The organism is Sandarakinorhabdus limnophila DSM 17366 (assembly GCF_000420765.1).
Lineage (GTDB): Bacteria > Pseudomonadota > Alphaproteobacteria > Sphingomonadales > Sphingomonadaceae > Sandarakinorhabdus > Sandarakinorhabdus limnophila.
Map to the genome: position 1 here is coordinate 260,929 of NZ_ATVO01000003.1, position 25,601 is coordinate 286,529.

Consider the following 25,601-nt stretch of genomic DNA (forward strand, 5'->3'; position numbering starts at 1 on the left):
ATGACGCACTTCATCAAGATGCACGGGCTGGGGAATGATTTCCTTGTGCTTGATGCACGCGAACAGCCGATTGTGCTGAGCGCTGCGCAGGTTCGGGCGCTGGCCAACCGCCACACCGGTATCGGTTTCGATCAATTGATCCTGATTGAACCCAGCACCACAGCCGATCTGCGGCTGCGCTTCTGGAACAGCGACGGCGGCGAAGTGGCCGCCTGTGGCAACGGCAGCCGGGCGGCAGCGACCTTGCTGGGCGGGCAGCACCGCATCGAAACCGCGGGCGGCCTGCTGGACAGCAACGCACATGCGGGCGGTGCCGAGGTGGACATGGGTGCGCCGCAGTGGGACTGGGATGCGGTGCCGGTTGCTTACCCGATGGACACCGCCAACCTGCCGCTGGCCTGGGACGATCTGGACCATCCGGCAGCGCTGTCGGTGGGCAATCCCCACGTGGTGTTCTTTGTGCCCGATGCGGCGGCCGTTGCGCTGGAACAGATCGGCCCCACCGTCGAACATGATCCGGTGTTTCCCGAACGGGTGAATGTCGGCATCGCGCAGGTTACAGCCCGTGATCACATGATCCTGCGCGTATGGGAACGCGGTGCGGGCGCAACTTTGGCCTGCGGCACCGGTGCCGTTGCTGCAGTGGCGGCAGCGCAGCGGCGCGGGCTTGTGGATGCCCAGGTGCGCGTCTCCCTGCCCGGCGGTGATCTGACCGTGACGCGGCGCGACGATGGCCATCTGCTGCTCGCTGGGGCAGCGGTGATCGCCTACACCGGCGATGTTGATCTGGAGCGTTTCGCATGAGCTGGCTGGGGAAGCTGACGCAAGGGTTGGCGAAATCGACCAAGCGCCTGGCAGACAATATCACCGGCCTCGCCACCGGCACGTTGCCACTGGACGATGAGCGGCTCGACGAGATCGAGGAAGCGCTTATTGCTGCCGATCTTGGGCCTGCCGTTGCGGGCCGCATCCGCGAACGGCTTGCGGATCAGAAGTTTGCCAAGGGCATTGATGAAGCCGGCATCCGCACGGTGGTGGCCGAGGAAGTGGAGAAGGTGCTGGCGCCGGTCGCCCTTCCGCTGGCCATCACGCGCCGGCCACAGGTGGTGCTGGTGGTGGGCGTCAATGGCAGCGGCAAGACGACGACGATTGCCAAGCTGGCCCGCCTGTTCAAGGCCGATGGCAAATCAGTGATGCTGGCCGCCGGCGACACCTTCCGCGCAGCCGCCATCGCCCAATTGAAGATCTGGGCCGACCGGGTGGGCGTGCCGATCATTTCGGGCGAACAGGGCGGCGATGCGGCAGGCCTGGCGTTTGATGCCGTCAAGCGCGCTATGGACGAGGGCATCGATGTGCTGATCATCGATACCGCCGGCCGGCTGCAGAACAAGGCTGGCCTGATGGACGAGTTGGCCAAGATGAAGCGGGTGATCGGCAAGCTCGATCCTTCGGCGCCGCACGATGTGCTGTTGGTGCTGGATGCCACCACCGGCCAGAACGCACTCAGCCAGATCGAGGTGTTCAGTCAGGTGGCGGGCGTCACCGGCCTGGTGATGACCAAGCTGGATGGGTCAGCCCGTGGCGGTATGCTGGTGGCCGCGGCGGAGAAATACCGCCTGCCGATCCACGCGATCGGGGTTGGTGAGGGGATGGACGATCTGCAACCCTTTGATGCCGGCGAGTTCGCCCGCGCGCTGGCCGGCGCCGAGGACTGATTCAGCTCGCTGCGCGCAACTGCAACCCGGTGTTGGCTGCTGCTTCAGCGCTGGCGATGGCTTCCGGGATCTGGCTGGCCGGCACCGGTGGGGACAGCGCAAAGCCCTGCACACGGTGAATGCCGGCGGCTCGGGCCAGCTCCAGCTCCTCGCGGCTTTCCACCCCTTCGGCCACAAGCATCAGGTCCATCGAATGGCCCAGGCTTGCAGCAACACGGAAGATATCGGCGGCCATGGCCTGGCCTGGCGCACCCGAAAGCAGCGATCCAGAGATTTTCAGCGCGTTGATCGGGAGCCGGCGCAGGCGATCGAGCGAGGAGAAACCGGCGCCGAAATCGTCCATGGCCACGCCCACGCCCAGCTTGATCAGCCGCTCGATATTGCTGCGGCAGGCGTCTTCATCGGTCATCAGCGCGGTTTCGGTGACTTCCAGCGCCAGGCGATGTGGCGGCAGGCCGACGACCTGCAGTTCCGCCAGCACTTCATCCACCATGCCGGGCAGGCGCAGATCGTGCACGGACGCATTGATCCACAGATTCATCGGCCCCGGCAGTCCAGCCACCACAGCAGCTGCCTGCTCCAGCACCAGGCGGCGCAGCGTGCCAATCAGGCCGCGGGCTTCGGCAATGCGGACCATTTCGGCGGGCGCCACCGGCTCACCGCCATCGGGCAGCCAGCGCGCCAGCGCTTCCAGCGCCACCACCGTGCCGGTTTCAAGATCGACCAGCGGTTGATAGGCAACATCGATATTGCCAGCACGCAGTGCCGATCGCACGCGCGATTCCACCCCGGCATTGCGCGCCGAAAGCAGCTTCAAATCCGGCGTGAACAGGCAAATATGACTGCCGGGATGACCCTTGGCCGACAGCAGCGCCAGATCGGCAGCGCGCAACAGGTCTTCGCCTATTTGCCCGTTGTCGGGGCTCATCGCCACGCCAACGGCGGCCCCCACCTGAATTTCGGCATCACCGAACCGTGCTGGCTGATCCACCGCATCGATCAGCACGCGGGCCAACGCCAGTGCGCCTTCGACATCATCAGATTCGGCCAGGATTGCGAACTCATCACCGCCCATGCGGCTGGCAAACAAGCCGGGATCAGCAGTGCGCAGCCGGAACCCGACCCGTGTGATGACGCGGTCGCCCATGGCATGCCCATAACGATCGTTGACCTGCTTGAAGCCATCCAGATCGACGATCATCAAGGCAAAGTTGCTGCCTTTAAGGAGGCGCTGATCCAATTCTTCCATGAAGGCGCGTCGGTTGGGCAGGCCGGTAACCGGGCAGCGACGGATCTCGCGGTTCAGTTCGGCAATGGCATTGTGCTCGCCGGTGCTGTCGCGCATCACCGTTACCCAGCCCCCGCCGGGAACCGGCTGGCATTCCAGATCGACCACGCGATTGTCGTTCAGGTGCAGGGCGGCATTGAACGGCTGGCGCAGGTTTACCAGCATCGTGGCATGGCCGAGGAATTCGGCGCGGTTGGTGGCCGCGGTCTGCAGGTTGGGCGCATCGGCCAGCAATTCGGCGAACGTTGGGGGATTTGCCGGATCGAGCGGCTTCACCCCCAGCAACGCCATCGCGCTGCTGTTCATCGCCACCACCCGCGTGGCGGCATCCAGGATGGTGATGGCCTGGCTGAGTGTCTGGACGGCCGTGTCCAGGCGTTGCCGCTCCGCCGCCTGCGCTTCGCGTGCCAGCAGCAGTTCGGTGTGGGCGGCATAACCACTGCGGGCCATCGACACGCACAATAGCCCGAACACCAGCACCCCGGCGCCGGCGCCGACACCCCAGGGCGCCGGCCAGAAACGGATGAGCGCAATGCCAATCGGCAGGCTGATGGCCGGGAATTGCACCAGCGCAATCAGCGGACGTCCCGGCCCGGCTCCGTTGGCGGCCCCCAGTGTTGCCAACGCGACCATAACGGCCAACGCCTGCGCAAAGAACGGCGAATTCTGCCCAAGAACGGAAGCAACGATGCCGCCCAGCCCGACAGCAACGATGATGGTGCCCAAGAGATAGCGGGCCTCCACCTCCTCTAGGTCAACTTCGGGATCGGGCGTGCGCACGGCATGGCAGGCAAAGATCACAAAGGCAAAGCCGGCCAGGGCCAACCCGGAAAAGAACAGAGCCGGCAGGCTTTTCACCGCCAGTGCGGCGGCAATCGCCAGCACCGCGGCCACCGGCCCGGCAAACGCAAAAGACCAGAAATAATTCCCCAGATCGCGGGTAAGTTCAGCCTGCAAAGCGGCTGGAAGCTGCAGCCCCAGGATGCGTCGCGCCCACCGGAACGGCCAACCGGAATGCGCAAGTAACTGTTGGTTATGTTTTACTGAATTCAATATGTAACCGTAAAGAAGTAACATATTATCTCAAGCCTGAATAGCGACCAGTTGCCCGTGACAAACCCGTCGTACCCACGGTGCTTGACCGCCCTGCCCCATGCGCTTATGGAGGCGGCGGCTTCCGGGAGGGGGCCATGCGTCTGAGGATGCACGCCGGCCAGCGAGTTTTCGCCCGCCGGCGCGTTTTCACTTGGAAGCAGAGCGATTTTTGAGAAGGGCCTCTGGGCTTTGTTTGACAGTCTTTCCGAGCGGTTGGGCGGCATTTTCGAGCGGTTGCGCGGTCGCGGCGCGCTGACCGAGATCGACGTGCGTGCCGCCATGCGCGAAGTGCGCGTGGCGCTGCTGGAAGCCGATGTCGCCCTGCCGGTCGTCAAGGATTTCATTGAGAACGCCACCCAACGTGCCATCGGCGCCGAAGTCATCAAATCGGTCACGCCGGGCCAGCAGGTCGTCAAGATCGTCAATGATTGCCTGGTGGAATTGCTCGGCGGTGAAGAAGAACCAATCCCGCTGAAGATTGCCGTTACGCCGCCCGCCGTTGTCATGATGGTTGGCCTGCAGGGCTCCGGCAAGACGACAAGCAGCGCCAAGCTGGCAAGCTGGCTTTCGACCCGTGAACGCAAGAAGGTCATGATGGCCAGCCTGGACGTCGCCCGTCCGGCCGCCCAGGAACAATTGCGCGTGCTGGGTGAACAGACCGGCATCGCCACCCTGCCGATCATTGCCGGCCAGACGCCGGTGCAGATTGCCGAGCGCGCCCGCCAGTCCGCGAAGCTGCAGGGCTTTGACGTGGTGGTGCTCGATACCGCCGGCCGCCTGGGTGTTGATGAAGCGCTGATGGCCGAAATGGCCGCTATCGCTACCGCCACCACGCCCGACGAAATCCTGTTGGTGGTGGACAGCCTGACCGGTCAGGACGCGGTGAATGTCGCGGCTGCCTTCAAGGAACACGTGGCGCTGACCGGGGTGATCCTCACCCGCATGGATGGCGATGCCCGTGGCGGCGCGGCGCTGTCGATGCGCAGCGTGACCGGTGCGCCGATCCGCTTTGCCGGTGTCGGCGAAAAGCTCGACGCGCTGGAATTGTTCGACGCCCGCCGCGTTGCTGGCCGCATCCTGGGCATGGGCGACATTGTTGGCCTGGTGGAAAAGGCCGCCGCCAATTTCGAAGCCGATCAGGCCGAGAAGATGGCGGAGAAGCTGGCCAAGGGCCAGTTCGACATGGACGATCTGCGCCAGCAACTGGCCCAGATGAAGAAGATGGGCGGGCTTTCGGGCCTGGCAGCGATGATGCCGGGCATGGGCGCCGCCAAGAAGGCGATGGACAGCGGCGCGGTCAATCCCAAGATGCTGGACCGCATGGAAGCGATCATCCTGTCGATGACAATGAAGGAACGCACCAAGCCGGAAATTCTCACCGCCAAGCGCAAGATCCGTATCGCCAATGGTTCCGGCACCACCGTGCAGGATGTCAACAAGGTGCTGAAGATGCACCAGGAAATGGCCAATGTCATGAAGCGCCTGAAGAAGATGGGCGGCATGAAGGGCATGATGAAGATGCTGGCTGGCATGGGTGGTGGCATGCCTGGGCCGGAAGGCGGCGCCGGCGGTGAAGGCCCCGGCGGTGCCATCGATTTGGGGGCAGTTGGCCGCATGTTCGGCCGCCCCGGCATGGGCAGCCTGCCGCCCGGCTTCAACAAGTTTGGCAGAAAATAACTCTAATCAACGCAAATTACTGAAGGAAAGATCAAAATGGCTACCTCTATTCGTCTTGCCCGCGGCGGCATGAAGAAGCGTCCGTTCTATCGCATCGTCGTGTCGGACAACCGCAGCCCGCGTGATGGCAAGTTCCTGGAAAAGCTGGGCACCTACAACCCGCTGCTGCCCAAGGATTCGCCCGAGCGCATCAAGCTGGACACCGAGCGCGCGGCCTATTGGCTGAGCGTTGGTGCGCAGCCGACCGATCGTGTTGCCCGTTTCCTGGATGCCGCTGGCCTGCGCACCCGCGCTGCCAAGAACAACCCGAACAAGGGTGAACCGGGCGCCAAGGCCAAGGAACGCGTCGAAATGGCCGCCCAGAAGGCTGCTGAAGCCGTCGAAGCCGCCGCTGCTGCTGAAGCCGCTGCTGAAGCGGCCGCTGCTGAAGCCGCTGCCGCTGCTGAAGCTGCCGCTGCCGAAGCTGCTGCTGCTCCGGCCGTCGAAGAAGCCCCGGCTGAAGAAGCTCCGGTTGAAGCTGCTGCTGAAGAAGTGGCCGCCGAAGAAACGCCGGCCGCCGAAGCTGCTGCCGACGACGAAACGGCCGCTTAAGGCACGCGTGCAATGGCGGCCGATCAGATCGTGCTGGCCGCCATTGCCGGCGCCCATGGCATCCGCGGCGAGGTGCGGCTGAAGCTGTTCACCGACGACGCCCAATCCCTGGCCCGTCACGCCCGCTTCGATGCGGGCGGGCGGGCCTTGGTTTTGGCGGCCATCCGTGCCGACAAACCCGGCACCGCCATTGCCCGTTTCGAGGGCGTGACCGATCGCAATGTCGCGGAATCGCTGCGTGGCCTCACCCTCACCGTTGCCCGCACCGCCCTGCCGGCGCTGGACGAGGGCGAATATTATGTCGCCGATTATCTTGGCCGCAGCGTGGTGGATGAAACCGGCGCGACCGTTGGCACCGTGAAATCCATCGAGAATTTCGGCGCCTCCGACATCCTCGACATCGAGCTGGCGAGCGGCGGCACGGTGATGGTGCCTTTCGTCGCCGAGGTGGTGCGCGAGGAGGCGGACCGGCTGATTGTTGACCGCGCGTGGTTAGCGTGACTGGGCTCGCATGAGCTGGCGGGCGACAATTCTGACGCTCTATCCCGAGATGTTCCCCGGCCACCTGGGCCAAAGCCTTGCAGGCCGGGCGCTGGCACAAGGCACCTGGGGTTGCAACGCCGTCAACATCCGCGATTACGCAATGGACAAGCACCGCACGGTGGATGACACCCCGGCCGGCGGCGGCCCCGGCATGGTGCTGAAAGTAGACGTGCTCAGCGCCGCCATCGATGCCGTGGCCGACGGCCGGCCGGTGCTGGCGATGACGCCGCGCGGGAAGCCGCTCACCCAGGCCCGCGTGCGCCAATTGGCAGACGGCCCCGGCGCCATCATCCTGTGCGGCCGTTTCGAGGGTTTTGACGAACGCATCTTCCAGCGCCGGGCCATCGAGGAAGTGTCGATTGGCGACTATGTACTGTCCGGCGGCGAGGTTGCCGCGATGGTGGTGATGGATGCTTGCGTGCGGCTGCTGCCCGGTGTAATGGGGGCGGCTTCAAGTGGGACCGAGGAAAGCCACGAAAGCGGCCTGCTCGAACACCCGCACTATACAAGGCCTCCTGAATGGGAAGGCCTTTCGATCCCCGAAGAGTTGCGATCGGGGGATCACGCACGCATCGCCAAATGGCGGCGCGCGCGGTCCAATATGGACACACGGTCAAGGCGGCCGGATCTGTGGGATCATCATGGGGATGATCGGGTCCAACCGCCCTCTGGCGCGCGACAACAGAAGAAAGAGGAATGAGATGAATCTCATCCAGCAGCTCGAAGCCGAGCAGATTGCCAAGCTGACCGAAAAGCGCAGCATCCCGCAGTTCCGCGCCGGCGACACGCTGCGCGTGGGCGTGCGCGTTGTTGAAGGCGAACGTACCCGCGTGCAGAACTACGAAGGCGTGTGCATCGCGCGTTCGAACCGCGGCATCAACTCGTCGTTCACCGTGCGCAAGATCTCGTTCGGCGAAGGCGTGGAACGTGTGTTCCCGCTGTACAGCCCGAGCATCGAAGCCATCGAAGTCGTCCGCCGTGGTGTCGTTCGCCGCGCCAAGCTTTATTATCTTCGTGGGCGCAGCGGCAAGTCCGCCCGCATTGTCGAAAAGCGCGACGCGCGTCCCGCCAAGGACTGATCTCCATTCAGATTGCCGAAAGGGCGCCAGTGGCACTGCTGCTGGCGCCGTTTTTCATTGCGTGTTCGCAGCCCAAGCCCTTATCTGAAGCCATGTCCCCCCTTCCCCCTTCCGGCGCGATCGATGGCGGCATCCATCGCCTGTCAGCCCGGGTCTATTTCGAAGACACGGATACCGCCGGCATCATGTATCACGCCAAATATCTGCACTTCATGGAACGCGGCCGCACCGAATTCCTGCGCGTGGCGGGCATTGATCATGGTGCGGCAGTGAAGGCCGGCGAAGGCGCCTATGCGGTGACCGAAATGCAGATCAAGTGGCTGCGCCCGGCAAAGCTGGACGATGTGTTGACCATCGAGACCCGCCTCGTCAGCGTCCGCGCCGCGGCCTGCGCTATCGCTCAGCGCATCACCCGCGCCGGTGAGCCGCTGCTGGACGCGACACTTGTCGCTGCCTTCCTCGATCCCGCCGGCCGCCCCCGCCGGCAACCGCGCGACTGGATGGCGCGGTTCAATGAACTTCTGGCACAGGAACCATGATGCAAGCCGATATCGCGATCAAAACCGCAGCCGAACTGTCGCCCTTTGCCCTGTTCATGCAGGCGGATATCGTCGTGAAGGCGGTGATGTTCGGGCTGCTGCTGGCCAGTGTGTGGAGCTGGGCGATCATCCTGGAACGATCGCGCCGCCTGTCGCGCCTGAATGGCGAGGCCGCGAAGTTTGAAGACTGGTTCTGGAAGGCCAAGGATCTGGACAGCCTTTATGAGCCAGCGTCCCGCGCCGATCACCCGTCGGCCCGCGCCTTTCTGGCCGGCATGAACGAATGGCGCCGCACACTGGCTGGCAAGACTGGCCGCAGCATCGATCGCGAAGGCCTGCGTTCCCGCCTGGCCAGCGCCATCAATGTCGCCATCGGCCGCGATATCGATGAATTGTCCGACCGGTTGAACGCGCTGGCCACCATCGGCTCGGTGGCGCCGTTCGTCGGCCTGTTTGGCACGGTGTGGGGCATCATGCGCAGCTTTGCCAGCATCGCCGCCAGCCAGAACACCTCGCTGGCCGTGGTTGCGCCCGGCATTGCCGAAGCGTTGTTTGCCACCGCCATCGGCCTGTTCGCGGCCATTCCCGCCGTGATCGGATACAACCGCCTGCTGCACCGGGTGAACCGCCTCGAAGCCCGCCTGAACGCCTTCTCGGAGGAATATCTCAACCTCCTCTCCCGCCAGCTTGATGGCATGGACAGCCAGTAATGGGCATGGGAGCGCAATCAGGCAGGCGGGGCCGGGGAAGAGGCCGCCAGCCCATGGCGGAGATCAACGTCACGCCGCTGGTGGACGTGATGCTGGTGCTGCTGATCATCTTCATGGTGACGGCGCCGCTGCTGGTTGCCGGCGTGCCGGTCGACCTGCCCGACGCCAAGGCGCAAAGCCTGCCGCAGGACCAGTCGCCAATCCAGATCAGCCTGAATGCCGCCGGCGAGCTGTTCGTTGATCGCATGCCCATCGCGCCCGCCGCCCTGCCCGCCAAGCTCGCCGCCCTACGTGAGGCCCGCAGCGATGAAGCGCGCGTTTATGTGCGTGCCGATCGCGGGCTCGATTATGGCCGGGTGATGCAGGTGGTGGGAGACGTGAACGGCGCCGGCTTCAAGAAGGTGGCGCTGGTCACCGACGGGCAAACCAAAACCCCGCGATGACGCGCGCCGAACGCCTCAGCATTGCCGGCGCCGCCACCGCACATCTGGTGCTGCTGGCCGCGCTCAGCCTTGCCTGGCAGAACAGCCAGAAAATGCTGGCCGCCCCCACTGACGCCGTTCCGGTGGAAATCGTCGACATATCCGACGCGCCGCGCACACCGGAACCGCCCAAGCCCTCGATGGAAGCCGCCCCGCAGGAAACCGCCGCCGCGGCCCCCGAAGCCGAAACCGCGCCCGAGCCAGAGCCGGTGAAGGCCGACGCCGTGCCGCCGCCTGAACCGACCAAACCAACACCGCCCAAGCCCAAGGCCGCAACGCCGACCAAGGCCCCGCCTTCCCCGCTCGACACGTCCACCCTCTCCAGCCTGATCGACAAGGCGCTGCCCAAGGCGACCAAGAAGCCGCTCGATACCTCTAAACTGGCCAAGGAACTCAACGCCAGCGCGCCTGCCCGCGCCACCGTCGATCCGCGCGCCGCCGCCACCCTGGCCCAGGCCATCCGCGCCCAGGTCGCCCCGTGCTGGAACCCGCCCACCGGCGGCCGCGACGTGCGCCGCATGACCGTGATCGTGACCGTGAACTACAGCCGCGATGGCCGCGTGATCGGCATGCCGCAAGCCGGCACCCCCACCGGCATGACCGCCGCCAACGCCGACTACGCCCGCGCCTTCGCCGAAACAGCCCGCCGCGCCGTGCTGCGCTGCCAGCCGTTGAGGCTGCCGGCGGAGTTGTATGATCTGTGGGGCAGCGTGGAGATCAATTTCGATCCGGAAGAGATGACTTAAGGGAGTGGGGCATCCCTACTTCACCGCCTCCCATACAAATCGCCCTTCCTTCATCGTCCCCACCACCTTGATGGCCCTGATGCGCGCAGTTGGCGTCTTCAGCGGGTTGGCGCTGAGCACGGTAAAATCAGCCAGTTTGCCCGCTTCGATGCTGCCGCGCCGCGTCTCTTCGCGGTAGGCCCAGGCCGGGTTGATGGTCATCGCTTTTAGGCCGGCCCAGGCGTTCAGGCGTTCGGCCGGCCCCAACACAAAGCCGCTGCGGGTGGTGCGGGCCATGCTGGTCCACAGGATGAACATCGGATCGAGCGGCGTAACGATGAAATCGCTGTGGTTGCTGGCCTTGATGCCCAGCGCCATCGCGCTCTTGCTCGGGGAGATGTGGGCGGCGCGCTCTTCGCCGAAGTTGCTGCGATGCACGTCGCCCCAGAAATACGTGTGGTTGGTGAAGTAGCTCGGTGTGATGCCCATCGCGGCGTAGCGCGGCAGCTGATCGGGGCGTTGCACCTGGCTGTGGATGACGATGGTGCGGTGATCGGCGGGCAGGTGCAGCGTGTCGACCGCGTTGATCACGTCGTCCATCGCGGCGTCGCCGTTGGCGTGGATGAAGAGTTGCAGCCCGGCGGCGCTGGCAGCCTTGGCGGTGGCGAGGAAGGCCGGATAAGGCTGGATCCCCTGTGCGCGCCAATCCTGCTGCCCATTGGGGCCGCCGTGTAGATAAGGCGTGCTCATATAGGCAGTGCGGCCTTGCGGGCTGCCATCCTGGGTAATCTTGATGCCTTGCAGCTTCAGCCGGCCCTGCCATTGCCCGAAGGCATAGGCCGGCTTGCCCAGCCATTTCGGCATATCAACAAAACTGGGTAGTGCCACCACATCGAGCACGAGCCGCCCCTGCGCCGCCGCCGCCTGCAGCAGATCGAGATCAGCAAGGCTGGTAAAGCCATCATTGGCCAGCGTGTAGCCGTTTTTCGCATAAAGCTGCTGCACGGCGGCGAGATTCTGCAGGCGTTGCTCACGTGGCGGCGGTTTCAGTGCCGGGCCGGCCAGCATCAGCGCGCTTTCCCAGATCTGGCCGTTGGGCGTGCGGCCATCGGCTTCGCGGTTGATCAATCCGCCTTCGGGGGCCTTGGTGTCGGGCGTCACACCAATCGCCGCCAGCCCGGCCGAATTCAGCACCGCGCCGTGGCCGGAAACATGCATCACCAGCACCGGCCGATCCGGGAAGCGCGCATCGAGGTCGCGGCGGGTCAGGTCGCGCTTGTCGGCCAGCTGGCTGGCGTCATAACCCCACCCCACCAGCCATTCATTGGGCGCGATCTTCAGCGCCGCCGCACCATCGGCCAGTTTGCGCACCAGATCGGCAATGCTGGCCACTGTGCCAACCGGCGCGCCCGACACATTCACCCGCCGCGCCAGATCAACCGCCATGGCGAGGTGGCTGTGCGCATCGACCAGCCCTGGCAGCAGCGTGCGGCCCTTCAAATCAAGCCGCTGCGTTTCCGCGCCGGCGATCCGCTGCGCCTGCGCCAGCGGTCCGGCAAAGGCGATCCTGCCGCCTTCTACGACCACCGCCGCCACCGTTTGCGGCCTGTCCCCCACCATGGTCAGGATTGGGCCGCCGTGGATCAGCAGATCGGCGGCGCTGGCTGGGCTGGCCAACGCCACGATGCATCCCAGGCCAATGCGGCGGCTGATCATATTTCCCCCAACTATCTGTATTAGACGTGTTACACAGCGTGTTTGCACGGGAAACCTTCGCCACGCAAGACGCAGCCGGCCAAGGCAAACAGTTTGGCTCCCGTTCAGCTCCCTCCCCTGATATGGTGAGGTGATGAGACTGATTCTGTTCACTGCCGCACTTTTTGCCGCCCCTGCCTTCGCGCAGTCGGCGCCGCTTCGCGTGGATATCAACGCTGGACTGATGCAGCCGATGCCGATTGCCGTGCCAGCCTTTGCCCCTGGCAATGGCGCCAGCACCGAAGCCGGTACCACCACGCAGATCGGCGAGCGCGCGGCGCAGGTCATTGCCAATGATTTGAAATCCTCAGGTCTGTTCCGGCCACTCGATCCCGCAGCCTACACAACCACGGTGGGCATCGATGATGTGCTGAAACCGGATTTCCCGGCCTGGCGCACGATTGCCGCGCAGGCGCTGGTAACGGGCACGGTGACATCCAATCCCGATGGCGGCATCACGCTCGCCTGTTATGCCTATGACGTGTTCGCCGGCGCCGAAATCGCGCGGCAGGGTTTCGTGACCACGGCGGCCGGTTGGCGCCGCGCCGCGCACAAATGCGCCGATCTCGTCTATTCACGCCTTACCGGAGAAAGCGGTTATTTCGACAGCCGCATTGTTTATGTGAGCGAGACGGGCACGCGCACCAAGCGCATCAAGCGGCTCGCCATCATGGATCAGGACGGCGCCGGCCACCGCTTCCTCACTTCTGGTCAGAACCTGGTGCTCACGCCGCGCTTTGCGCCGGGGCAGCAGACCATCACCTACATGAGTTTCGAGAATAACCGCCCGCGCGTGTGGATCTACACGCTGGGCAGTGGCCGGCAGGAAGCGGTGGGCCAGTTTTCCGCCATGACCTTCGCGCCGCGCTTCTCACCCGACGGGCAGAACTTGGTCTTTTCCATGGCGGTGGGCGGCAACACCGATATCTATCGCTTCAACCTTGCCACCCGCAGCACGACGCGCCTCACCAGCGGACCGGGGATAGATACCTCGCCCAGCTACTCGCCCGATGGCACAAAGATCGTGTTTGAAAGCGATCGCGGCGGATCGCAGCAGTTGTATGTGATGAACGCCGATGGCAGCGGCCAGAGCCGGATCAGCTTTGGCGAAGGCCGCTCCGCCAGCCCGGTGTGGAGCCCGCGCGGCGATTATATCGCCTTCACCCGCATGGGCGGCGGCCGTTTCGGCGTGGGCGTCATGCGCCCCGATGGCAGCGGCGAGCGGCTGCTGACCAACGGCTTCCAGGATGAAAGCCCGGCCTGGTCCCCCAATGGCCGCGTGATCCTGTTTGCCCGCGGCGACAGGTCGGGTCGTTCGGGCTTGTGGTCCGTCGATATTTCCGGTCTGAATGAGCGCCGTATCGCGACCCCTCTGGATGCATCGGATCCAGCATGGTCGCCCTTGTTACCCTGACAGTTGGAAGAGGAGCCCTCCAAATGACCCGCCACCTGCCCAAATTGCCCCTGCTGGCGCTTGTTTTGCTTGCTGCCGCCTGCGCGCCCAAGAAGCCGCCAGCCACGATGGAAGCTCCGCCTGCCAGCGCCCGTCCGGAAACGCCGGCAGCGGCACCGATCGACCGGCCAGCCACCGTTGAAACGGGTGCCAGCAGCATCGTGCCCGGCAGCCAGGACGATCTGCGCGCCCAGGCCGGCGGCGACACGGTGCTGTTTGCCTATGACAGCTATGAACTGGATGGCGAGGCTCGCGCCACGTTGCTGAAGCACGCGACGTGGCTGCGCGCCAATCCGAACGTGCGCGTGACGCTGGAAGGCCATTGCGACGAACGCGGCACCCGCGAATACAACCTGGCGCTGGGTGATCGCCGCGCCAATTCGGCAAAGAATTTCCTCGCAACGCAGGGCATCGACGTGGCCCGGCTCAGCACCATTTCCTATGGCAAGGAAAAGCCGGCCGTGGATGGCGCCGATGAAGCGGCCTACGCGCGGAACCGCCGCGCGGTCACCATGGTGATGAGCCGCTAAGGCCCCTTCCCCCGTCACCGTTTAATCGTTTACAGGCGTGCCCATGCGGATCATCCACATGGGTACGCCTTTTTTTGCCGTTCCGGCGCTTGATGCGCTGGAGGCGGCCGGGCACGAGATCATCGCCGTATATACCCGCGCGCCCAAGCCGGCCGGGCGCGGCAAGCAGTTGCAGATGAGCCCGGTCCATGCCCGCGCCGATGCGCTGGGCATACCCGTCTTCACCCCACGCAGCTTCCGTGATCCGGCAGCGGTGGCGCAGTTCCTTGAGGTGGCAAAGGATTGCGACGTGGCCATCGTCGCCGCTTATGGCCTGATCCTGCCGCGCGCCGTGCTCGATGCACCGCGCTTGGGCTGCCTCAACATCCACGGTTCGCTGCTGCCACGCTGGCGCGGGGCGGCGCCGATCCAGCGCGCGGTACTGGCCGGCGATGCCATCACCGGCGTGACCATCATGCAGATGGAGGAAGGGCTGGATACCGGCCCGATGCTGGCCACGGTAGAGACGCCCATCGACGCCAAGACCAGCGGCGATCTGTTTGCCGAGCTGGCGCAACTGGGCGCTGAATTGTTGATCGACGTGCTGGCCAATCCGCGCGCGGCCGTGCCGCAGCCGGAAGACGGCGTCACACTCGCCCCGCGCATCGACAAGGCCGAAGCGCATCTCGATACCAGCCTGCCTGCTCTGCAACTGGAACGGCAGGTGCGCGGCTTCAATCCGGCACCAGGGGCCTGGATCGATATTGCCGGTGAACGGGTGAAGATCCTTGCCGCCAGCGTTGAGCCCGCCCCGGCCGCGCCCGGCATCACCGTTGATGATCGGCTTGGGCTGGGCACGGGCGATGGCGTGTTGCGGCCCACGCTTGTGCAGCGCGCTGGCAAACCAGCCATGCCGGTCAAGGCCCTGCTCAACGGTTGGCGCGTTCCGGCCGGCTCACCTCTTGCATGACCCGTTTCCGTTTCACCGTGGAATATGATGGCCGGCCCTACTTTGGCTGGCAGCGGCAGGATCATGGCCCATCGGTGCAGGCCGCCATCGAGGAAGCGATCTTGCAGGTGACGGGCGAGGCGGTGGACGTTCATGCGTCGGGCCGTACGGATGCTGGCGTTCACGCCCGCGCCATGCCGGCCCATGCCGATATCGCAAAATCCCTCACACCCTTCCGCCTGATGGAGGCGATCAACGCCCGGTTGAAGCCGCAGCCGGTTGCCATCCTCGATTGTGCGCAAGCCCCAGATTGGCACGCCCGCTTTGATTGCACCGGGCGGCGCTATCACTATCGCATCATCAATCGCCGCGCGCCGCTCAGCTTTGATGCGGGGCTGGCCTGGCGGGTGCCAACCACGCTGGATGTGCAGGCCATGCACGCGGCAGCCCATATACTGGTTGGCCAGCATGATTTCACCACCTTTCGTTCTGCCAAGTGCCAGGCCAAATCACCGCTTCGCACGCTCGATCGGCTGGAGGTGACGCGCATGGGGGAAGAGGTGCATATCTTCGCCGCGGCCCGCAGTTTCCTGCATCACCAGGTGCGTTCCATGGTGGGCTGCCTGAAACTGGTGGGTGAAGCCAAGTGGAGCAGCGATGATCTTGCCGCCGCACTCGCCGCCCGTGATCGCGATGCGCTGGGGCTGAACGCGCCGCCCGATGGCCTCTATTTCATCGGCGCCAGCTACCCCGAACTGTCGGTAGGCTTTACAACTGACTAAAGTTTCTCGCTTGCCGATTGGGTGGATTCAGCCACTTGCCGGCAATCCACAAATTGGCACGCTAATTGCAAGATTGTTGTTGGATCGCCACCGAAGAAGCACAACATGCCCCAAGGGCCACATCTTGCACACAGCCAACCTGGCCAGCGCGGCAAGCGCCTCTGGCTCTGGATGGGGCTGTCACTCGGAACCGCCGGCGGATTGCTGGCCGGCTGGCTGATTTCTGGCTGAGACCAGTTACCGCCAGCCAAGTGCCTCCGCCATGATGTGGAAGATCAAATTCTGCTCCATCACGCCGCGCACCAGATCGGCGCGCGGGCCTTCGGCAAACAACGCCACATCCTCACCGCCATGGCTTTCGCCGCTGGTGCCATAGGTCTTGTTGGCGAGATAATTGGGATCCGTGGGCGGCAACGTGCGGGACAGGCCGCGGCTCACGAAAGGCCCGTTGGCATAAGTCAGCGTCGTCATCGGCTGTCCGCGATCATCCAGCGCATAGCCTTCGGGGCTGAGGCCACCATCGCCTTCGCCACCGCCCTTGGGCGGCTTGATATAGCCCAATATGTCATTCCCGCGCTCCGGGTAGCCGGCGATGGTCAACACATGGCTGTGATCGGCGGTGACCAGCACCAGTGTCTCATCCAGGTTCACGGACTTCAGCACCTCGGCCACGGTGGCGCTGAACATCTGCGCTTCCTTCAGCGCGCGATACGGGTTGCTGGCGTGGTGGGCATGATCGATGCGGCCGCCTTCGATCATCAGATAATAGCCCTTGCCGCCGCGCGCCGCCTTGCCGGCGTCCAGCTTGGCCAGCGCAAAGCGCGCCAATTCCGGCAGGCTGGGCTCGGCCTCGTCCTTGCGGTCATGCTCGAAGCTCAGGTGATCGGGCGTAAACAAGCCCAAAACCGGGCCAGCGTTGCGGCTGTTCAATGCCCGCAGGCCCTTGGAGTCAGCAACAAACTGGCCCTGCGGCCAGGCCTTCTGCCAATCCTCCACCAGGTTGCGGCCATCATCACGTTGGCCGCCCTTGCCCAGCGGCAGGAAGCGCGCCCGGCCGCCGCCCAGCACAACGTCCAGCCCGCCCTTGAAACCCACCAGCTGCGTGGCGAGATCGGCACAACCGGACCCGCGTTCGGCGGCAGGATAGGCGCGATCTGCGCCTTCCCAATCGCGGAACGGCACATGGCCATAAACCGCGGCCGGCGTCGCGTGGGTGATGCGGGTGGTGGTGACAACGCCGACGCCCATCCCCTGCCCCTTGGCGATCTCGGCCAGCGTGCGCGGCAGTTTTTCCGGCGTCTTGCAGGCCTCCACTCCCTGATCGGCGCCCATGTTGATCACGCCGATGCGGGTTTTCACGCCGGTGTTGAAGCTGCTGGCGGTGCCGGCGCTGTCCGGCACCTGGGCGTTGGTGTTGTAGGTCTTGATCAGGGCGGTGCTGGCCATCTTGTCCCAGGCCAGGTTATTCTCTTCGCCGGTGGACGGCGCGCGGCCATCGATGGGATGCTGGCCGTCAAAGATACGCGCGGCGGTGAGCGTGGAGATGCCCATCCCGTCACCAACCATCAGGATGACATTCTTCGCGCGCTTCGGCCGATTCACCACTTTCAGGCGGGCATCAAGTGCGGCGCGGCCATCGGTCCACCAACTGTCCTTCACCGGCGTATCGAGCACCGGGGCAGCTGAAACAGAGGTGGCCAGCAGGCCAGCCACAAGCATTGCGCGCATCATCATGTCGTTTTCCCCTGCCCAAAAATCATTGCAGCACCGATGTTACAGCAATTTGATATCGCGCAGCCGTTCCAGCAGATAATCGTTCGCGGTTATCGGCGGCTCCTCTTGCGGCCCGCCGGGCAGCGCGGTGATCTGATAATCCGGCCGGAAATGCAGGAAGAACGGCGTTGAAAAACGCGCCACGCCCATGCGTTCCGGTGCCGGATTGACAACACGGTGCGTGGTAGACGGCAGGCGATGCCCGGTCAGCCGTTGCAGCATGTCACCCACATTGCACACCAGGCTGCCGGCCGGCGCATCGATGAAGCGCCATTCGCCATCCTTGCCGAGCAACTGCAGCCCGGCTTCCTCGGCACCCAGCAATAGCGTGATGACATTTATATCCTCGTGCGCGCCGGCCCGGATGGCACCAGCGGTTTCCGGCGGTACCGGCGGATAATGCAGCAGGCGCAGGATCGAGTTTCCATCGCGCACCGGATCGGCGAAGAAATCCGTGTCCAGCCCAAGGTGCACGGCAATGGCGCGCAGCAGGGTGGCGCCCGTCCTGTCGAGCGCGTCGAACAATGCCCACACCGCATCGTGGAAATCAGGGATTTCACTGGGCCACAGATTGGCCGGCATCACATCAGCATAAGCATGGCCCGGCGGCAGTTCGCGGCCCACATGCCAGAATTCCTTCAGATCGGCCTTGGCGTGGCCCTTGGCCGCCTCGACGCCGAAGGGGGTCAGCCCGCGCTGGCCGCCACCGCCGGGCACGACGTAACGGCGCTTCACATCTTCCGGCAGCGCAAAGAACGCCTTGGTGGCGGCATTGGCGCTGTCGATCAGTCCCTGATCGATGCCGTGATCGGACACCACCGCAAAACCGGTGCGGGCAAACGCATCGCCAAAACCGGCAGCGGCGGCAGCCAGATCGGTGTGCACCAGCGAAAGCGGAATCGGCTTGATGTCGGCAGCAAGTGTCATGTCCGCCCTTTGCCCCGGATTCTGGTCGTCTGCCAGTCCCCTTGAGTACGGATCGTCCCGTTTGACCAATGGCCGCAAGGCCCACCCGGTGCGCATTGCCGGGGTTGATGTGTGCGTGGCGCAGAACAACTCGGCTGCGGCGAAAGCCCGGGAAGAACGCTTGGCCCAAGAGGGTGCGCCCGGCGCCTGTACCGCCAATGGCGAAGTGGCAGTTGGGAGATCTCGCCGACGCTCACCCTCACGGAAGCCGTGACTTGCTACAGTGATCAGCGCAACAGTATGTTTCTGTCTGCCTCGCAAATGACCACGCGGTTGAATGGCCGCCTTTCAGCCCGCTTCTGGTTCCAGATCGAAAATGAAAACAATCAGAAGCTGGGCAGCGAGAACGACGATACTGTTATATTCGTTAAGCCGGTCTATAATTCGTGACCCACAGTTGACCGCCGACTGCGGCATAGTCAAACTGTTGTTACCCATGGGGAGACAACAACATGAAAAGCGTTCTGCCGCTGACTCTCGCTTTGCTGGCCACGCCGGCATTTGCCGAACCAATTCCGGCGGCGGTGGAAGCAATGATTGATGCGGCAGCCAGCCCAGAGGAGCGGGCCGTGGTGGCCGGAATCGCAAAGAAAACCAACCCGGCCAGCGCTGCCGAGATCGATGCCAAACTGTCCGCGATCAACGCCGCCGCCGCCAAGGCCCGCGAAGAAAAGCTCGCCTCCCAGAGCTTCCTCGAAGGCTGGAGCGGCCAGGGTGAGGCCGGCGGTTTCATTTCCACCGGCAACACCCGCAACCGCGGCGTGGCCGTGGGTGTGAGCCTGACCAAGGAAAGCCGCAGCTGGAAGCACGCCTTGCGCGGTATCGTCGACTATCAGGAAGACAATGGCGTGGCTTCGCGCGAACGCTATTTCGCCGGCTATGAAGGCAATTGGAAGTTCAGCAGCCGCGCCTATGCTCTGCTCGCCTTGAGCTGGGAGCGAGATCGCTTCACCGGCTTTTCCAGCCGCTTCACGCAGGCCATCGGCCTTGGCTATCGCGTAGTTGATACACCGAACCTGACCATCGCCGTGGATGGCGGCCCGGCGTTGCGGCAAACGCGGTTCATCAATGGCATTACCGATAACAGCGTCGCCGCCCGCGCCGGCCTCAACGCCAAGTGGCAGATCAACGACATGCTGAACTTCACCCAGGCTGCGACCTATTATTACGACAACAGCAACAACTCGCTGCTGGCGCTGTCGCAGCTCACCGCCGAACTGAATGGCCGGCTTTCGGCGCGTTTCTCCTTCCAGTAAAACAACGAAAGCAACCCGCCGCCGGGCCGTCTGAACAGCGATACCGTCACCCGCGCCACGCTGGTCTACAGTTTCTGAAACCCGGTTGACCCACAGGGACACCGCCACTATAGCAGCGCCTCCCGCTCGCCGGGATGGGGCCTGTGGCAGCGTAGCTCAGTTGGTGAGAGCGCCGGATTCATAACCCGGAGGTCGGCAGTTCAAATCTGCCCGCTGCTACCACCCCACCCCTGCCACATTCTCCCCTGCGACGAGGATGAGGTGGCAATCCAGCGCCACCACGGCTAAACATCTCTCCGTCATATTGGGGAGAATTTGCATGTCCATTCCTGCCGCCTTCGCTGGCCGCCTGTCGATCCCGGTGATCGGTTCGCCGCTGTTCATCATCTCCGGTCCGGAACTGGTCATGGCGCAGTGCCGCGCCGGCATCATCGGCAGCTTCCCCAGCCTCAACGCCCGGCCATTGGCCCAGTTCGAAGAATGGCTGCAACGCCTGTCGACCGAACTTGGCCCGAATGATGCGCCCTATGCCGTCAACCTCATCGTCCACCGTTCCAACGATCGGCTGATGGACGATCTGGCGCTGTGCGTGAAATACAAGGTGCCGATGATCATCACCTCGCTGGGCGCGCGCGAAGACGTGAACGAGGCCATTCACAGCTATGGCGGCATCGTCATGCACGACATCATCAACAACAAGTTCGCCAAAAAGGCCGTGGAAAAGGGCGCCGATGGCCTGATCGCCGTTGCTGCCGGTGCCGGCGGCCATGCCGGCACCACCAGCCCGTTCGCGCTGATCCGTGAAATCCGCGAATGGTTCGATGGCCCGCTGGCGCTGTCCGGATCGATCGCCACGGGCGAAGCCGTGCTCGCCGCCCAGGCGATGGGCGCCGATTTCGGCTATATCGGCAGCGCCTTCATCGCCACGCAGGAAGCCCGCGCGGTGCAGGATTACAAGGACATGATCACGCAGAGCGAGTCGTCCGACATTGTCTATTCCAACCTGTTCACCGGCGTGCACGGCAATTATCTGCGCCCGTCGATCGTGAAGGCCGGCATGGACCCCGACAATCTGCCGACCAGCGACCCTTCGGCGATGAACTTCGGCAGCGGCGGCAACACCGATGCCAAGGCATGGAAGGACATCTGGGGCTGCGGCCAGGGCATCGGCGCGGTAAAGTCCGTATTGTCGGCCGGTGAATATGTCGCCAAACTTGTCAGCGAGTATGAAGCCGCCAAAGCCCGGATCGGTCTGGGCCCGGTCGCGGTTGCAGCGGAGTGATTGACATGCAGATGGAACTCAACACCCGCACCCGCGCCCTCTGGCTTGCCGGCGCGCTGGTGATGGGGACCCTCAGCCAGTGGTGCATGGCCTTTGGCCCGTGCGGCGCGCCGATCTGAACGCAGCTGCCTGAAACAAAAAGGGCCGGCGTTCCCGATGGGGAGCGCCGGCCCTTTTGTTTGTGCGGGCTCAGCCGATGCGTTCGGCGCCCTTGGCCCGCGCATCCTCGGTGCCAGCCGCGCGCTGCTTCACGCCCAGCGTGATCAGCAGCGACGAGGACACGAAGATCGACGAATAGGTGCCGACGACGATGCCCAGCACCATGGCGGCGGTGAAGCCGAAGATCACTTCCGGTCCCAGGAACAGCAGCGCGATCAGTGCGGCGAGCAGCGTCACCGAGGTCATCACCGTGCGCGGCAGCGTCTCGTTCACCGAAAGATCGATGATCTGCTTGATGTCCATCTGGCGATATTTGCGCAGATTTTCGCGGATGCGATCGTCGATCACCACCTTGTCGTTCAGCGAATAGCCGATGATGGTCAGCACGGCGGCCACGATGTTGAGATCGAATTCGAGCTGGGTCAGCGCGAAAAAGCCCATCGTCACCACCACGTCGTGCACCAGTGCCACCACCGTGGAAACGCCGAAATACCACTCGAACCGGAACCAGGTGAACAGCGCCACGAACAGCATCGACAGGCCCACCGCCCACAGACCGTCGGTGATCAGTTCATCGGAAACCTTGCCCGACACGCTTTCGACGCGGGCGAATTCCACGCCCTTGTAATTCTGCTCCAGCGCGGTGCGCACCTTGCCCACCACGCGCTGCACGGCACCCTCCTCGCCTTCCGGCAGCGGCAGCCGGATGAGGATGGTGCGATCATTGCCGAATTCCTGCAGGGCAGAATCGCCCACACCCACGCGGTCCACGCGGCCACGCAGCGTGTCGAGCGCCGGCGGCTGGGCAAATTCCACCTGCATGGTGAGGCCGCCAACGAAATCGACACCAAGGTTGAGCCCGCGCAACGCCAGCAAGGCGCCGGCCCCGATGGTGAGCGCCAGCGTCAATGCAAACGCGATGAAGCGGAGTTTGACAAAGCCAATGTTGGTGTTGTCGGGAACAAGTTTCAGCGGCATCGATTGGTCCTCAGATGCTCAAGGTCGCGGGGCGCGCGTTGGTCAGCCAGCGCGCCACCATCCAGCGTACGATCGTCACGGCGGTGAACACCGAGGTGGCAATGCCGATCGACAGCACGACGGCAAAGCCCTTGATCGGGCCGGAGCCGAACAGGAACATGATGATGGCCACAATGATGTTGAGGCTGTTGGCATCCCAGATCGTGCGGCTGGCTTCCTTGAAGCCGGTCTCGACACTGGCAATGACGCCCCTGCCCTTGCGCTGCTCTTCGCGGATACGTTCGTTGATCAGCACGTTGGCGTCCACGGCGGCACCGATGGTCAACACCATCCCGGCAATGCCGGGCAGCGTGAGGGTGAAACCGGCCGCCGACATGATGCCCAGGATCATCAAGACGTTGATGGCCAGCGCGATCACCGAATACACGCCAAAGCGGCCATAGGTCATGATCATCAGCCCGGCCACGGCTAGCACGGCCACGATCGAGGCGATGATACCGGCCTTGATCGAATCCGCGCCCAGATCGGGGCCGACGGTGCGTTCCTCGACAACCTTCAATTCGACCGGCAATTTGCCCGAACGCAGCAGGATCGCCAATTCGTTGGCGGTCTGTACGGTATAGTTGCCGGAAATCTGGCCGCTGCCGCCCAGGATCGGTTCATTGATGTTTGGCGCAGAAATCACCATGCCATCCAGGATGATGGCAAAGGGCTTGCCGACATTTTCAGTGGTGGCCTGCGCAAAACGCCGGCCACCGGTGGAATCAAACCGGAAGGAAACGGCCGGTGCGCCATTTTGATCGGTTGTCACCTGGCTGTCGACCAGCTGGTCGCCGGTGATGATGGCGCGGCGCTTGACGACAACTTGGCCGCCTTCCTGCGAAGTGAGGATCTGGCTGCCGGGAGGGGCGCGGCCCTGCGCCACTTCTTCCGGATCAGCGGCGGTATCGACCAATTTGAATTCCAGCTTGGCCGTCTTGCCCAACAAAGCCTTCAACGCTTCGGGATCCTGCAGGCCGGGCACCTGCACGACGATGCGGGTCTTGCCCTGGCGCACGATCGTGGGTTCGCGGGTGCCGAGCTCGTCGATGCGCTTCCGGATCACTTCCACGGCCTGCGCCATGGCGCCATCGATGGCGGCCGCAATGCCGGCGGCCGTTGGCGTGACGATTACCTGGCCGGGGACGCTGCCGCGGTTGATCTCCACTTCACGGGCATTGCCGACACCCAGCGGCGCGGTTGCCTTGTTGAGCAGGCTGATCGCCTGATCGAGCCGCGCCAGATCGGTAACGGTGAAGGTTAGGCGGCCACGGTTCAGCGACAGATCCGTGATGGCGATGGCGCCGCCTTCTGTGCTCCGCAGTTCGCCGCGCACCGTATCTTCCAGCGATTCCAGTTTGGCCTTTTCCACATCAAGCGCCGTGGCTTCCAGCATCAGATGCGAACCGCCGCGCAGATCAAGCCCCAGCGGCAGCTGCGATTTGGGCAGGCCATCGGGGATGAGCGCCAATGTGGACGGCGCCAGGGCGTTGGGCAGTGCCAGCAACAGGCACAGCACCACCGTGGCCCACATCGACCAGGTTTTCCACTTGGGGAAATCCAGCATGGGCTCAGGCGCTCTTGTCGTTCGCCGCCGCTGGCAGCCCACGCGGTTTTACATCGGCCAGCGTGGATTTCAGCACAGTGAAGCGCACGCCCGCGCCGGCTTCCACTTCCACTTCGGTATCGGTCACCCGCACCGCCTTGCCCAGGATGCCGCCGCCGGTGATCAGATCATCGCCCTTCTTCACGGCATCAACCATGGCGCGATGCTGCTTCACGCGCTGCTGCTGCGGGCGGATGATCAGGAAATAGAAAATGGCAAAGATGGCCAGATAGGGCAGGAAGCCGATTACGGCCGCAATGCCACCTGCGGCGGCCGCGCCGCCTGTTGCCTGCGCGAAGGCCGGGGTTTCAAACATCGTGGTTTCCATCAAATTGGTCGGATTGGCGCAAGGCTCTAGCCGCTTGGGCCAGCCTGCGCAACCGATGCCAGTTCCTTACACCCGCGCTTTTGGCTAGTGCTGGCGGCATGGACACTCAGGACGCCCTGCTCGCCCGCATTGCCGCCGCGCTCGACCGGATGGCGCCGCCGCCGGCCACACCCGCCGATCCGGCTCACGGCCATTGGTTTGGCTGGGATGGCGCAGAAAATACCGGGGGCCTCACCGCCCTGCCGCCGGCCCGCACAACGCCGCTGGCACTGTACAAAGGTGTGGAGGCCCAAGCCGCGCAATTGCACGAGAACAGCCGCCGTCATGCACTGGGTCTGCCTGCCCATGATGTCCTGTTATGGGGCGCGCGCGGCATGGGAAAATCCAGCCTGGCGCGCAGCGTGGTCGCCGATCTGGTGGCCAGCGGCCACGATATCGCGCTGGTGCAGGTGATGCTGCCGGCGTTGGCCAGCCTGCCCGCATTGTTCCGCACACTTGCCGGGGTCGAGCGGGCGTTTCTGATCTTCCTTGATGATGTGTCGCTGGGCGCCGATGCCGCCGAGGTGCATGCGCTGCGCTCGTTGCTCGATGGCGGAGTGCAGGCGCGGCCCGATCATGTGCGCCTGATCGTTACCAGCAACCGCCGCCATCTGGTGCCGCGCAGCCTCTCGGAAAATGAGGCGGATGCCATTAATCCGCGCGATGCCGCCGATGATCATCTGGCGCTGGCCGATCGCTTTGGGCTGCGGCTGGGCTTCCACCCCTGCGATCAGGAGACCTATCTGGCGATCTGCGCCGGCTATGCCGTGGCGCACGGGTTGGCCTTTGATCCGAAGGCCGCGCTCACCTGGGCAGCCGGGCGGGGCGCGCGATCGGGCCGGGTCGCGTGGCAGTTCACAGTTGAACAGGCCGGGGATCAGGGGAAAAAATTATAGAATTGGCGGCTTATGTCTAAAGATCGGCCAGTTATGTCTCTTGACTCCGGCAAAATCACTGGCAGCATTGATTTTGTGGTAATTGGTCCGACTGCAGGATGAACCCTGCCCTTATTGCCCGAACCAGGTGCCACCCGCAGCCGAACGCGCCTTCCGCCAGTGCGTCGACGAAGCCGCCCGCCAGATCGGCGCCACCGGCGGTACCAGCCTGCGCCTTACCGGCGAAGTGCAGCACCGCATGCAGGGTGGTGCTTGGGAATCCCGCCTGCCACTGGAAGGCACCTGGCCGAACGACACGCACGCCACCCCGGCCGAATGCAGCGCCACCGATACGGCGGTGCAGAAACTGGATTTCCTGCCAGAACCGGCCAATCCCTGATCAGCCTT

General features: G+C 64.2%; 27 protein-coding genes and 1 tRNA gene. 21 read left to right on the plus strand and 7 right to left on the minus strand.

The window, feature by feature from the left end:
* Together dapF and ftsY are read left to right on the plus strand one after the other, a co-directional pair.
* Window positions 1-804: a diaminopimelate epimerase gene (gene dapF, locus G566_RS0101385; RefSeq protein WP_022678891.1), complete on the plus strand. Its 804-nt coding sequence runs from the start codon at window positions 1-3 to the stop codon at window positions 802-804.
* Entirely contained in the window at window positions 801-1,715 is a 915-nt protein-coding gene (gene ftsY, locus G566_RS0101390) for a signal recognition particle-docking protein FtsY (protein ID WP_022678892.1), read from the plus strand. The genes dapF and ftsY overlap by 4 nt, the downstream gene beginning before the upstream one ends.
* A gap of 1 nt (window position 1,716) precedes the next feature.
* On the opposite strand, the gene G566_RS0101395 is transcribed toward ftsY, so the two are convergent.
* Window positions 1,717-3,960, minus strand: a complete 2,244-nt coding sequence (locus G566_RS0101395; protein ID WP_022678893.1) for a putative bifunctional diguanylate cyclase/phosphodiesterase — start codon at window positions 3,958-3,960, stop codon at window positions 1,717-1,719.
* A 327-nt stretch (window positions 3,961-4,287) separates the two neighbouring features.
* Here G566_RS0101395 and ffh point away from each other — a divergent pair, with 327 nt between their 5' ends.
* The 9 genes from ffh (at window position 4,288) to G566_RS0101440 (ending at window position 10,465) form a co-directional block, all read left to right on the plus strand.
* Window positions 4,288-5,775 (plus strand): signal recognition particle protein, encoded by a 1,488-nt coding sequence (ffh, locus tag G566_RS0101400; RefSeq protein ID WP_022678894.1) that lies wholly within the window; start codon window positions 4,288-4,290, stop codon window positions 5,773-5,775.
* Window positions 5,776-5,811: 36 nt separating this feature from the next.
* On the plus strand, window positions 5,812-6,366 hold the full coding sequence (rpsP, locus tag G566_RS0101405) for a 30S ribosomal protein S16 (RefSeq protein ID WP_022678895.1): 555 nt from the start codon (window positions 5,812-5,814) through the stop codon (window positions 6,364-6,366).
* A gap of 12 nt (window positions 6,367-6,378) precedes the next feature.
* Entirely contained in the window at window positions 6,379-6,867 is a 489-nt protein-coding gene (gene rimM, locus G566_RS0101410) for a ribosome maturation factor RimM (RefSeq protein WP_022678896.1), read from the plus strand.
* A gap of 10 nt (window positions 6,868-6,877) precedes the next feature.
* Window positions 6,878-7,609 (plus strand): tRNA (guanosine(37)-N1)-methyltransferase TrmD, encoded by a 732-nt coding sequence (trmD, locus tag G566_RS0101415; protein WP_022678897.1) that lies wholly within the window; start codon window positions 6,878-6,880, stop codon window positions 7,607-7,609.
* Window position 7,610: 1 nt separating this feature from the next.
* Window positions 7,611-7,988 (plus strand): 50S ribosomal protein L19, encoded by a 378-nt coding sequence (gene rplS / locus G566_RS0101420; protein ID WP_022678898.1) that lies wholly within the window; start codon window positions 7,611-7,613, stop codon window positions 7,986-7,988.
* Window positions 7,989-8,080: 92 nt separating this feature from the next.
* Window positions 8,081-8,527 (plus strand): YbgC/FadM family acyl-CoA thioesterase, encoded by a 447-nt coding sequence (locus G566_RS0101425; protein ID WP_029131119.1) that lies wholly within the window; start codon window positions 8,081-8,083, stop codon window positions 8,525-8,527.
* Window positions 8,524-9,237, plus strand: coding sequence for a protein TolQ (gene tolQ, locus G566_RS0101430; RefSeq protein WP_207789899.1), 714 nt, complete (start codon window positions 8,524-8,526; stop codon window positions 9,235-9,237). Before G566_RS0101425 ends, tolQ begins: the two co-directional genes overlap by 4 nt.
* A 53-nt stretch (window positions 9,238-9,290) precedes the next feature.
* A complete protein-coding gene (locus G566_RS0101435) occupies window positions 9,291-9,680 on the plus strand; it encodes an ExbD/TolR family protein (RefSeq protein WP_156874388.1) in 390 nt (129 codons plus the stop codon).
* Window positions 9,677-10,465, plus strand: coding sequence for a hypothetical protein (locus G566_RS0101440; RefSeq protein WP_022678902.1), 789 nt, complete (start codon window positions 9,677-9,679; stop codon window positions 10,463-10,465). The genes G566_RS0101435 and G566_RS0101440 overlap by 4 nt, the downstream gene beginning before the upstream one ends.
* 15 nt (window positions 10,466-10,480) lie before the next feature.
* Here the strand turns inward: G566_RS0101440 and G566_RS13150 are convergent, their stop codons facing one another.
* Entirely contained in the window at window positions 10,481-12,160 is a 1,680-nt protein-coding gene (locus G566_RS13150; RefSeq protein WP_022678903.1) for an amidohydrolase, read from the minus strand.
* A gap of 133 nt (window positions 12,161-12,293) precedes the next feature.
* Here G566_RS13150 and tolB point away from each other — a divergent pair, with 133 nt between their 5' ends.
* Genes tolB through truA form a run of 4 tightly spaced genes read left to right on the plus strand, consistent with a single transcriptional unit; the run spans window position 12,294 to window position 15,892 of the window.
* Window positions 12,294-13,613 (plus strand): Tol-Pal system beta propeller repeat protein TolB, encoded by a 1,320-nt coding sequence (gene tolB, locus G566_RS0101450; RefSeq protein WP_029131120.1) that lies wholly within the window; start codon window positions 12,294-12,296, stop codon window positions 13,611-13,613.
* A gap of 23 nt (window positions 13,614-13,636) precedes the next feature.
* Window positions 13,637-14,182 (plus strand): peptidoglycan-associated lipoprotein Pal, encoded by a 546-nt coding sequence (pal, locus tag G566_RS0101455; RefSeq protein ID WP_022678905.1) that lies wholly within the window; start codon window positions 13,637-13,639, stop codon window positions 14,180-14,182.
* A gap of 43 nt (window positions 14,183-14,225) precedes the next feature.
* The gene (gene fmt / locus G566_RS0101460) at window positions 14,226-15,131 is read left to right on the plus strand and encodes a methionyl-tRNA formyltransferase (RefSeq protein WP_022678906.1); all 906 of its coding nucleotides are present in this window, start codon (window positions 14,226-14,228) and stop codon (window positions 15,129-15,131) included.
* Entirely contained in the window at window positions 15,128-15,892 is a 765-nt protein-coding gene (gene truA, locus G566_RS0101465; RefSeq protein ID WP_022678907.1) for a tRNA pseudouridine(38-40) synthase TruA, read from the plus strand. The genes fmt and truA overlap by 4 nt, the downstream gene beginning before the upstream one ends.
* 237 nt (window positions 15,893-16,129) lie before the next feature.
* On the opposite strand, the gene G566_RS0101470 is transcribed toward truA, so the two are convergent.
* Both G566_RS0101470 and G566_RS0101475 read right to left on the minus strand, forming a co-directional pair.
* On the minus strand, window positions 16,130-17,626 hold the full coding sequence (locus G566_RS0101470) for an alkaline phosphatase (protein ID WP_051135895.1): 1,497 nt from the start codon (window positions 17,624-17,626) through the stop codon (window positions 16,130-16,132).
* Between the two features lie 39 nt (window positions 17,627-17,665).
* Window positions 17,666-18,592, minus strand: a complete 927-nt coding sequence (locus G566_RS0101475; RefSeq protein WP_022678908.1) for an isopenicillin N synthase family dioxygenase — start codon at window positions 18,590-18,592, stop codon at window positions 17,666-17,668.
* Window positions 18,593-18,703: 111 nt separating this feature from the next.
* Here G566_RS0101475 and G566_RS15900 point away from each other — a divergent pair, with 111 nt between their 5' ends.
* From G566_RS15900 to G566_RS0101495, 4 genes are all read left to right on the plus strand, one after another.
* Window positions 18,704-19,021: a DUF481 domain-containing protein gene (locus G566_RS15900; protein WP_084706718.1), complete on the plus strand. Its 318-nt coding sequence runs from the start codon at window positions 18,704-18,706 to the stop codon at window positions 19,019-19,021.
* Between the two features lie 62 nt (window positions 19,022-19,083).
* Entirely contained in the window at window positions 19,084-19,887 is an 804-nt protein-coding gene (locus tag G566_RS0101485) for a DUF481 domain-containing protein (protein WP_029131122.1), read from the plus strand.
* 145 nt (window positions 19,888-20,032) lie between these two features.
* Window positions 20,033-20,109: transfer RNA gene (locus tag G566_RS0101490), tRNA-Met, on the plus strand.
* 97 nt (window positions 20,110-20,206) lie between these two features.
* Window positions 20,207-21,169: an NAD(P)H-dependent flavin oxidoreductase gene (locus tag G566_RS0101495; RefSeq protein ID WP_022678910.1), complete on the plus strand. Its 963-nt coding sequence runs from the start codon at window positions 20,207-20,209 to the stop codon at window positions 21,167-21,169.
* A gap of 189 nt (window positions 21,170-21,358) precedes the next feature.
* Here G566_RS0101495 and secF read toward each other — a convergent pair whose 3' ends face one another.
* Genes secF through yajC form a run of 3 tightly spaced genes read right to left on the minus strand, consistent with a single transcriptional unit; the run spans window position 21,359 to window position 24,279 of the window.
* Window positions 21,359-22,306, minus strand: a complete 948-nt coding sequence (gene secF / locus G566_RS0101505; protein ID WP_022678912.1) for a protein translocase subunit SecF — start codon at window positions 22,304-22,306, stop codon at window positions 21,359-21,361.
* Between the two features lie 10 nt (window positions 22,307-22,316).
* Window positions 22,317-23,912 carry a protein translocase subunit SecD gene (gene secD, locus G566_RS0101510; protein WP_022678913.1) on the minus strand — a complete coding sequence of 532 codons (1,596 nt, stop codon included), beginning with the start codon at window positions 23,910-23,912 and terminating at the stop codon, window positions 22,317-22,319.
* 4 nt (window positions 23,913-23,916) lie between these two features.
* A complete protein-coding gene (gene yajC / locus G566_RS0101515) occupies window positions 23,917-24,279 on the minus strand; it encodes a preprotein translocase subunit YajC (RefSeq protein ID WP_022678914.1) in 363 nt (120 codons plus the stop codon).
* 98 nt (window positions 24,280-24,377) lie between these two features.
* Here yajC and G566_RS0101520 point away from each other — a divergent pair, with 98 nt between their 5' ends.
* Together G566_RS0101520 and G566_RS0101525 are read left to right on the plus strand one after the other, a co-directional pair.
* Window positions 24,378-25,214, plus strand: a complete 837-nt coding sequence (locus tag G566_RS0101520; RefSeq protein WP_022678915.1) for a DUF815 domain-containing protein — start codon at window positions 24,378-24,380, stop codon at window positions 25,212-25,214.
* Window positions 25,215-25,341: 127 nt separating this feature from the next.
* On the plus strand, window positions 25,342-25,593 hold the full coding sequence (locus tag G566_RS0101525) for a hypothetical protein (protein ID WP_022678916.1): 252 nt from the start codon (window positions 25,342-25,344) through the stop codon (window positions 25,591-25,593).
* Window positions 25,594-25,601 lie beyond the last annotated feature (8 nt).

Excerpts from the sequence above, each read along its gene's own strand:
- G566_RS0101470 (WP_051135895.1), bottom strand. The coding sequence starts at position 17,626 with ATGATGATGCGCGCAATGCTTGTGGCTGGCCTGCTGGCCACCTCTGTT.
- pal (WP_022678905.1), top strand. The coding sequence starts at position 13,637 with ATGACCCGCCACCTGCCCAAATTGCCCCTGCTGGCGCTTGTTTTGCTT.
- rimM (WP_022678896.1), top strand. The coding sequence starts at position 6,379 with ATGGCGGCCGATCAGATCGTGCTGGCCGCCATTGCCGGCGCCCATGGC.
- fmt (WP_022678906.1), top strand. The coding sequence starts at position 14,226 with ATGCGGATCATCCACATGGGTACGCCTTTTTTTGCCGTTCCGGCGCTT.
- G566_RS0101435 (WP_156874388.1), top strand. The coding sequence starts at position 9,291 with ATGGCGGAGATCAACGTCACGCCGCTGGTGGACGTGATGCTGGTGCTG.
- yajC (WP_022678914.1), bottom strand. The coding sequence starts at position 24,279 with ATGGAAACCACGATGTTTGAAACCCCGGCCTTCGCGCAGGCAACAGGC.
- G566_RS0101495 (WP_022678910.1), top strand. The coding sequence starts at position 20,207 with ATGTCCATTCCTGCCGCCTTCGCTGGCCGCCTGTCGATCCCGGTGATC.
- secD (WP_022678913.1), bottom strand. The coding sequence starts at position 23,912 with ATGCTGGATTTCCCCAAGTGGAAAACCTGGTCGATGTGGGCCACGGTG.
- rpsP (WP_022678895.1), top strand. The coding sequence starts at position 5,812 with ATGGCTACCTCTATTCGTCTTGCCCGCGGCGGCATGAAGAAGCGTCCG.
- secF (WP_022678912.1), bottom strand. The coding sequence starts at position 22,306 with ATGCCGCTGAAACTTGTTCCCGACAACACCAACATTGGCTTTGTCAAA.
- G566_RS0101475 (WP_022678908.1), bottom strand. The coding sequence starts at position 18,592 with ATGACACTTGCTGCCGACATCAAGCCGATTCCGCTTTCGCTGGTGCAC.
- trmD (WP_022678897.1), top strand. The coding sequence starts at position 6,878 with ATGAGCTGGCGGGCGACAATTCTGACGCTCTATCCCGAGATGTTCCCC.
- ftsY (WP_022678892.1), top strand. The coding sequence starts at position 801 with ATGAGCTGGCTGGGGAAGCTGACGCAAGGGTTGGCGAAATCGACCAAG.
- G566_RS13150 (WP_022678903.1), bottom strand. The coding sequence starts at position 12,160 with ATGATCAGCCGCCGCATTGGCCTGGGATGCATCGTGGCGTTGGCCAGC.
- tolB (WP_029131120.1), top strand. The coding sequence starts at position 12,294 with ATGAGACTGATTCTGTTCACTGCCGCACTTTTTGCCGCCCCTGCCTTC.
- G566_RS0101440 (WP_022678902.1), top strand. The coding sequence starts at position 9,677 with ATGACGCGCGCCGAACGCCTCAGCATTGCCGGCGCCGCCACCGCACAT.
- G566_RS0101425 (WP_029131119.1), top strand. The coding sequence starts at position 8,081 with ATGTCCCCCCTTCCCCCTTCCGGCGCGATCGATGGCGGCATCCATCGC.
- rplS (WP_022678898.1), top strand. The coding sequence starts at position 7,611 with ATGAATCTCATCCAGCAGCTCGAAGCCGAGCAGATTGCCAAGCTGACC.
- dapF (WP_022678891.1), top strand. The coding sequence starts at position 1 with ATGACGCACTTCATCAAGATGCACGGGCTGGGGAATGATTTCCTTGTG.
- G566_RS0101520 (WP_022678915.1), top strand. The coding sequence starts at position 24,378 with ATGGACACTCAGGACGCCCTGCTCGCCCGCATTGCCGCCGCGCTCGAC.
- truA (WP_022678907.1), top strand. The coding sequence starts at position 15,128 with ATGACCCGTTTCCGTTTCACCGTGGAATATGATGGCCGGCCCTACTTT.
- G566_RS0101485 (WP_029131122.1), top strand. The coding sequence starts at position 19,084 with ATGAAAAGCGTTCTGCCGCTGACTCTCGCTTTGCTGGCCACGCCGGCA.
- tolQ (WP_207789899.1), top strand. The coding sequence starts at position 8,524 with ATGATGCAAGCCGATATCGCGATCAAAACCGCAGCCGAACTGTCGCCC.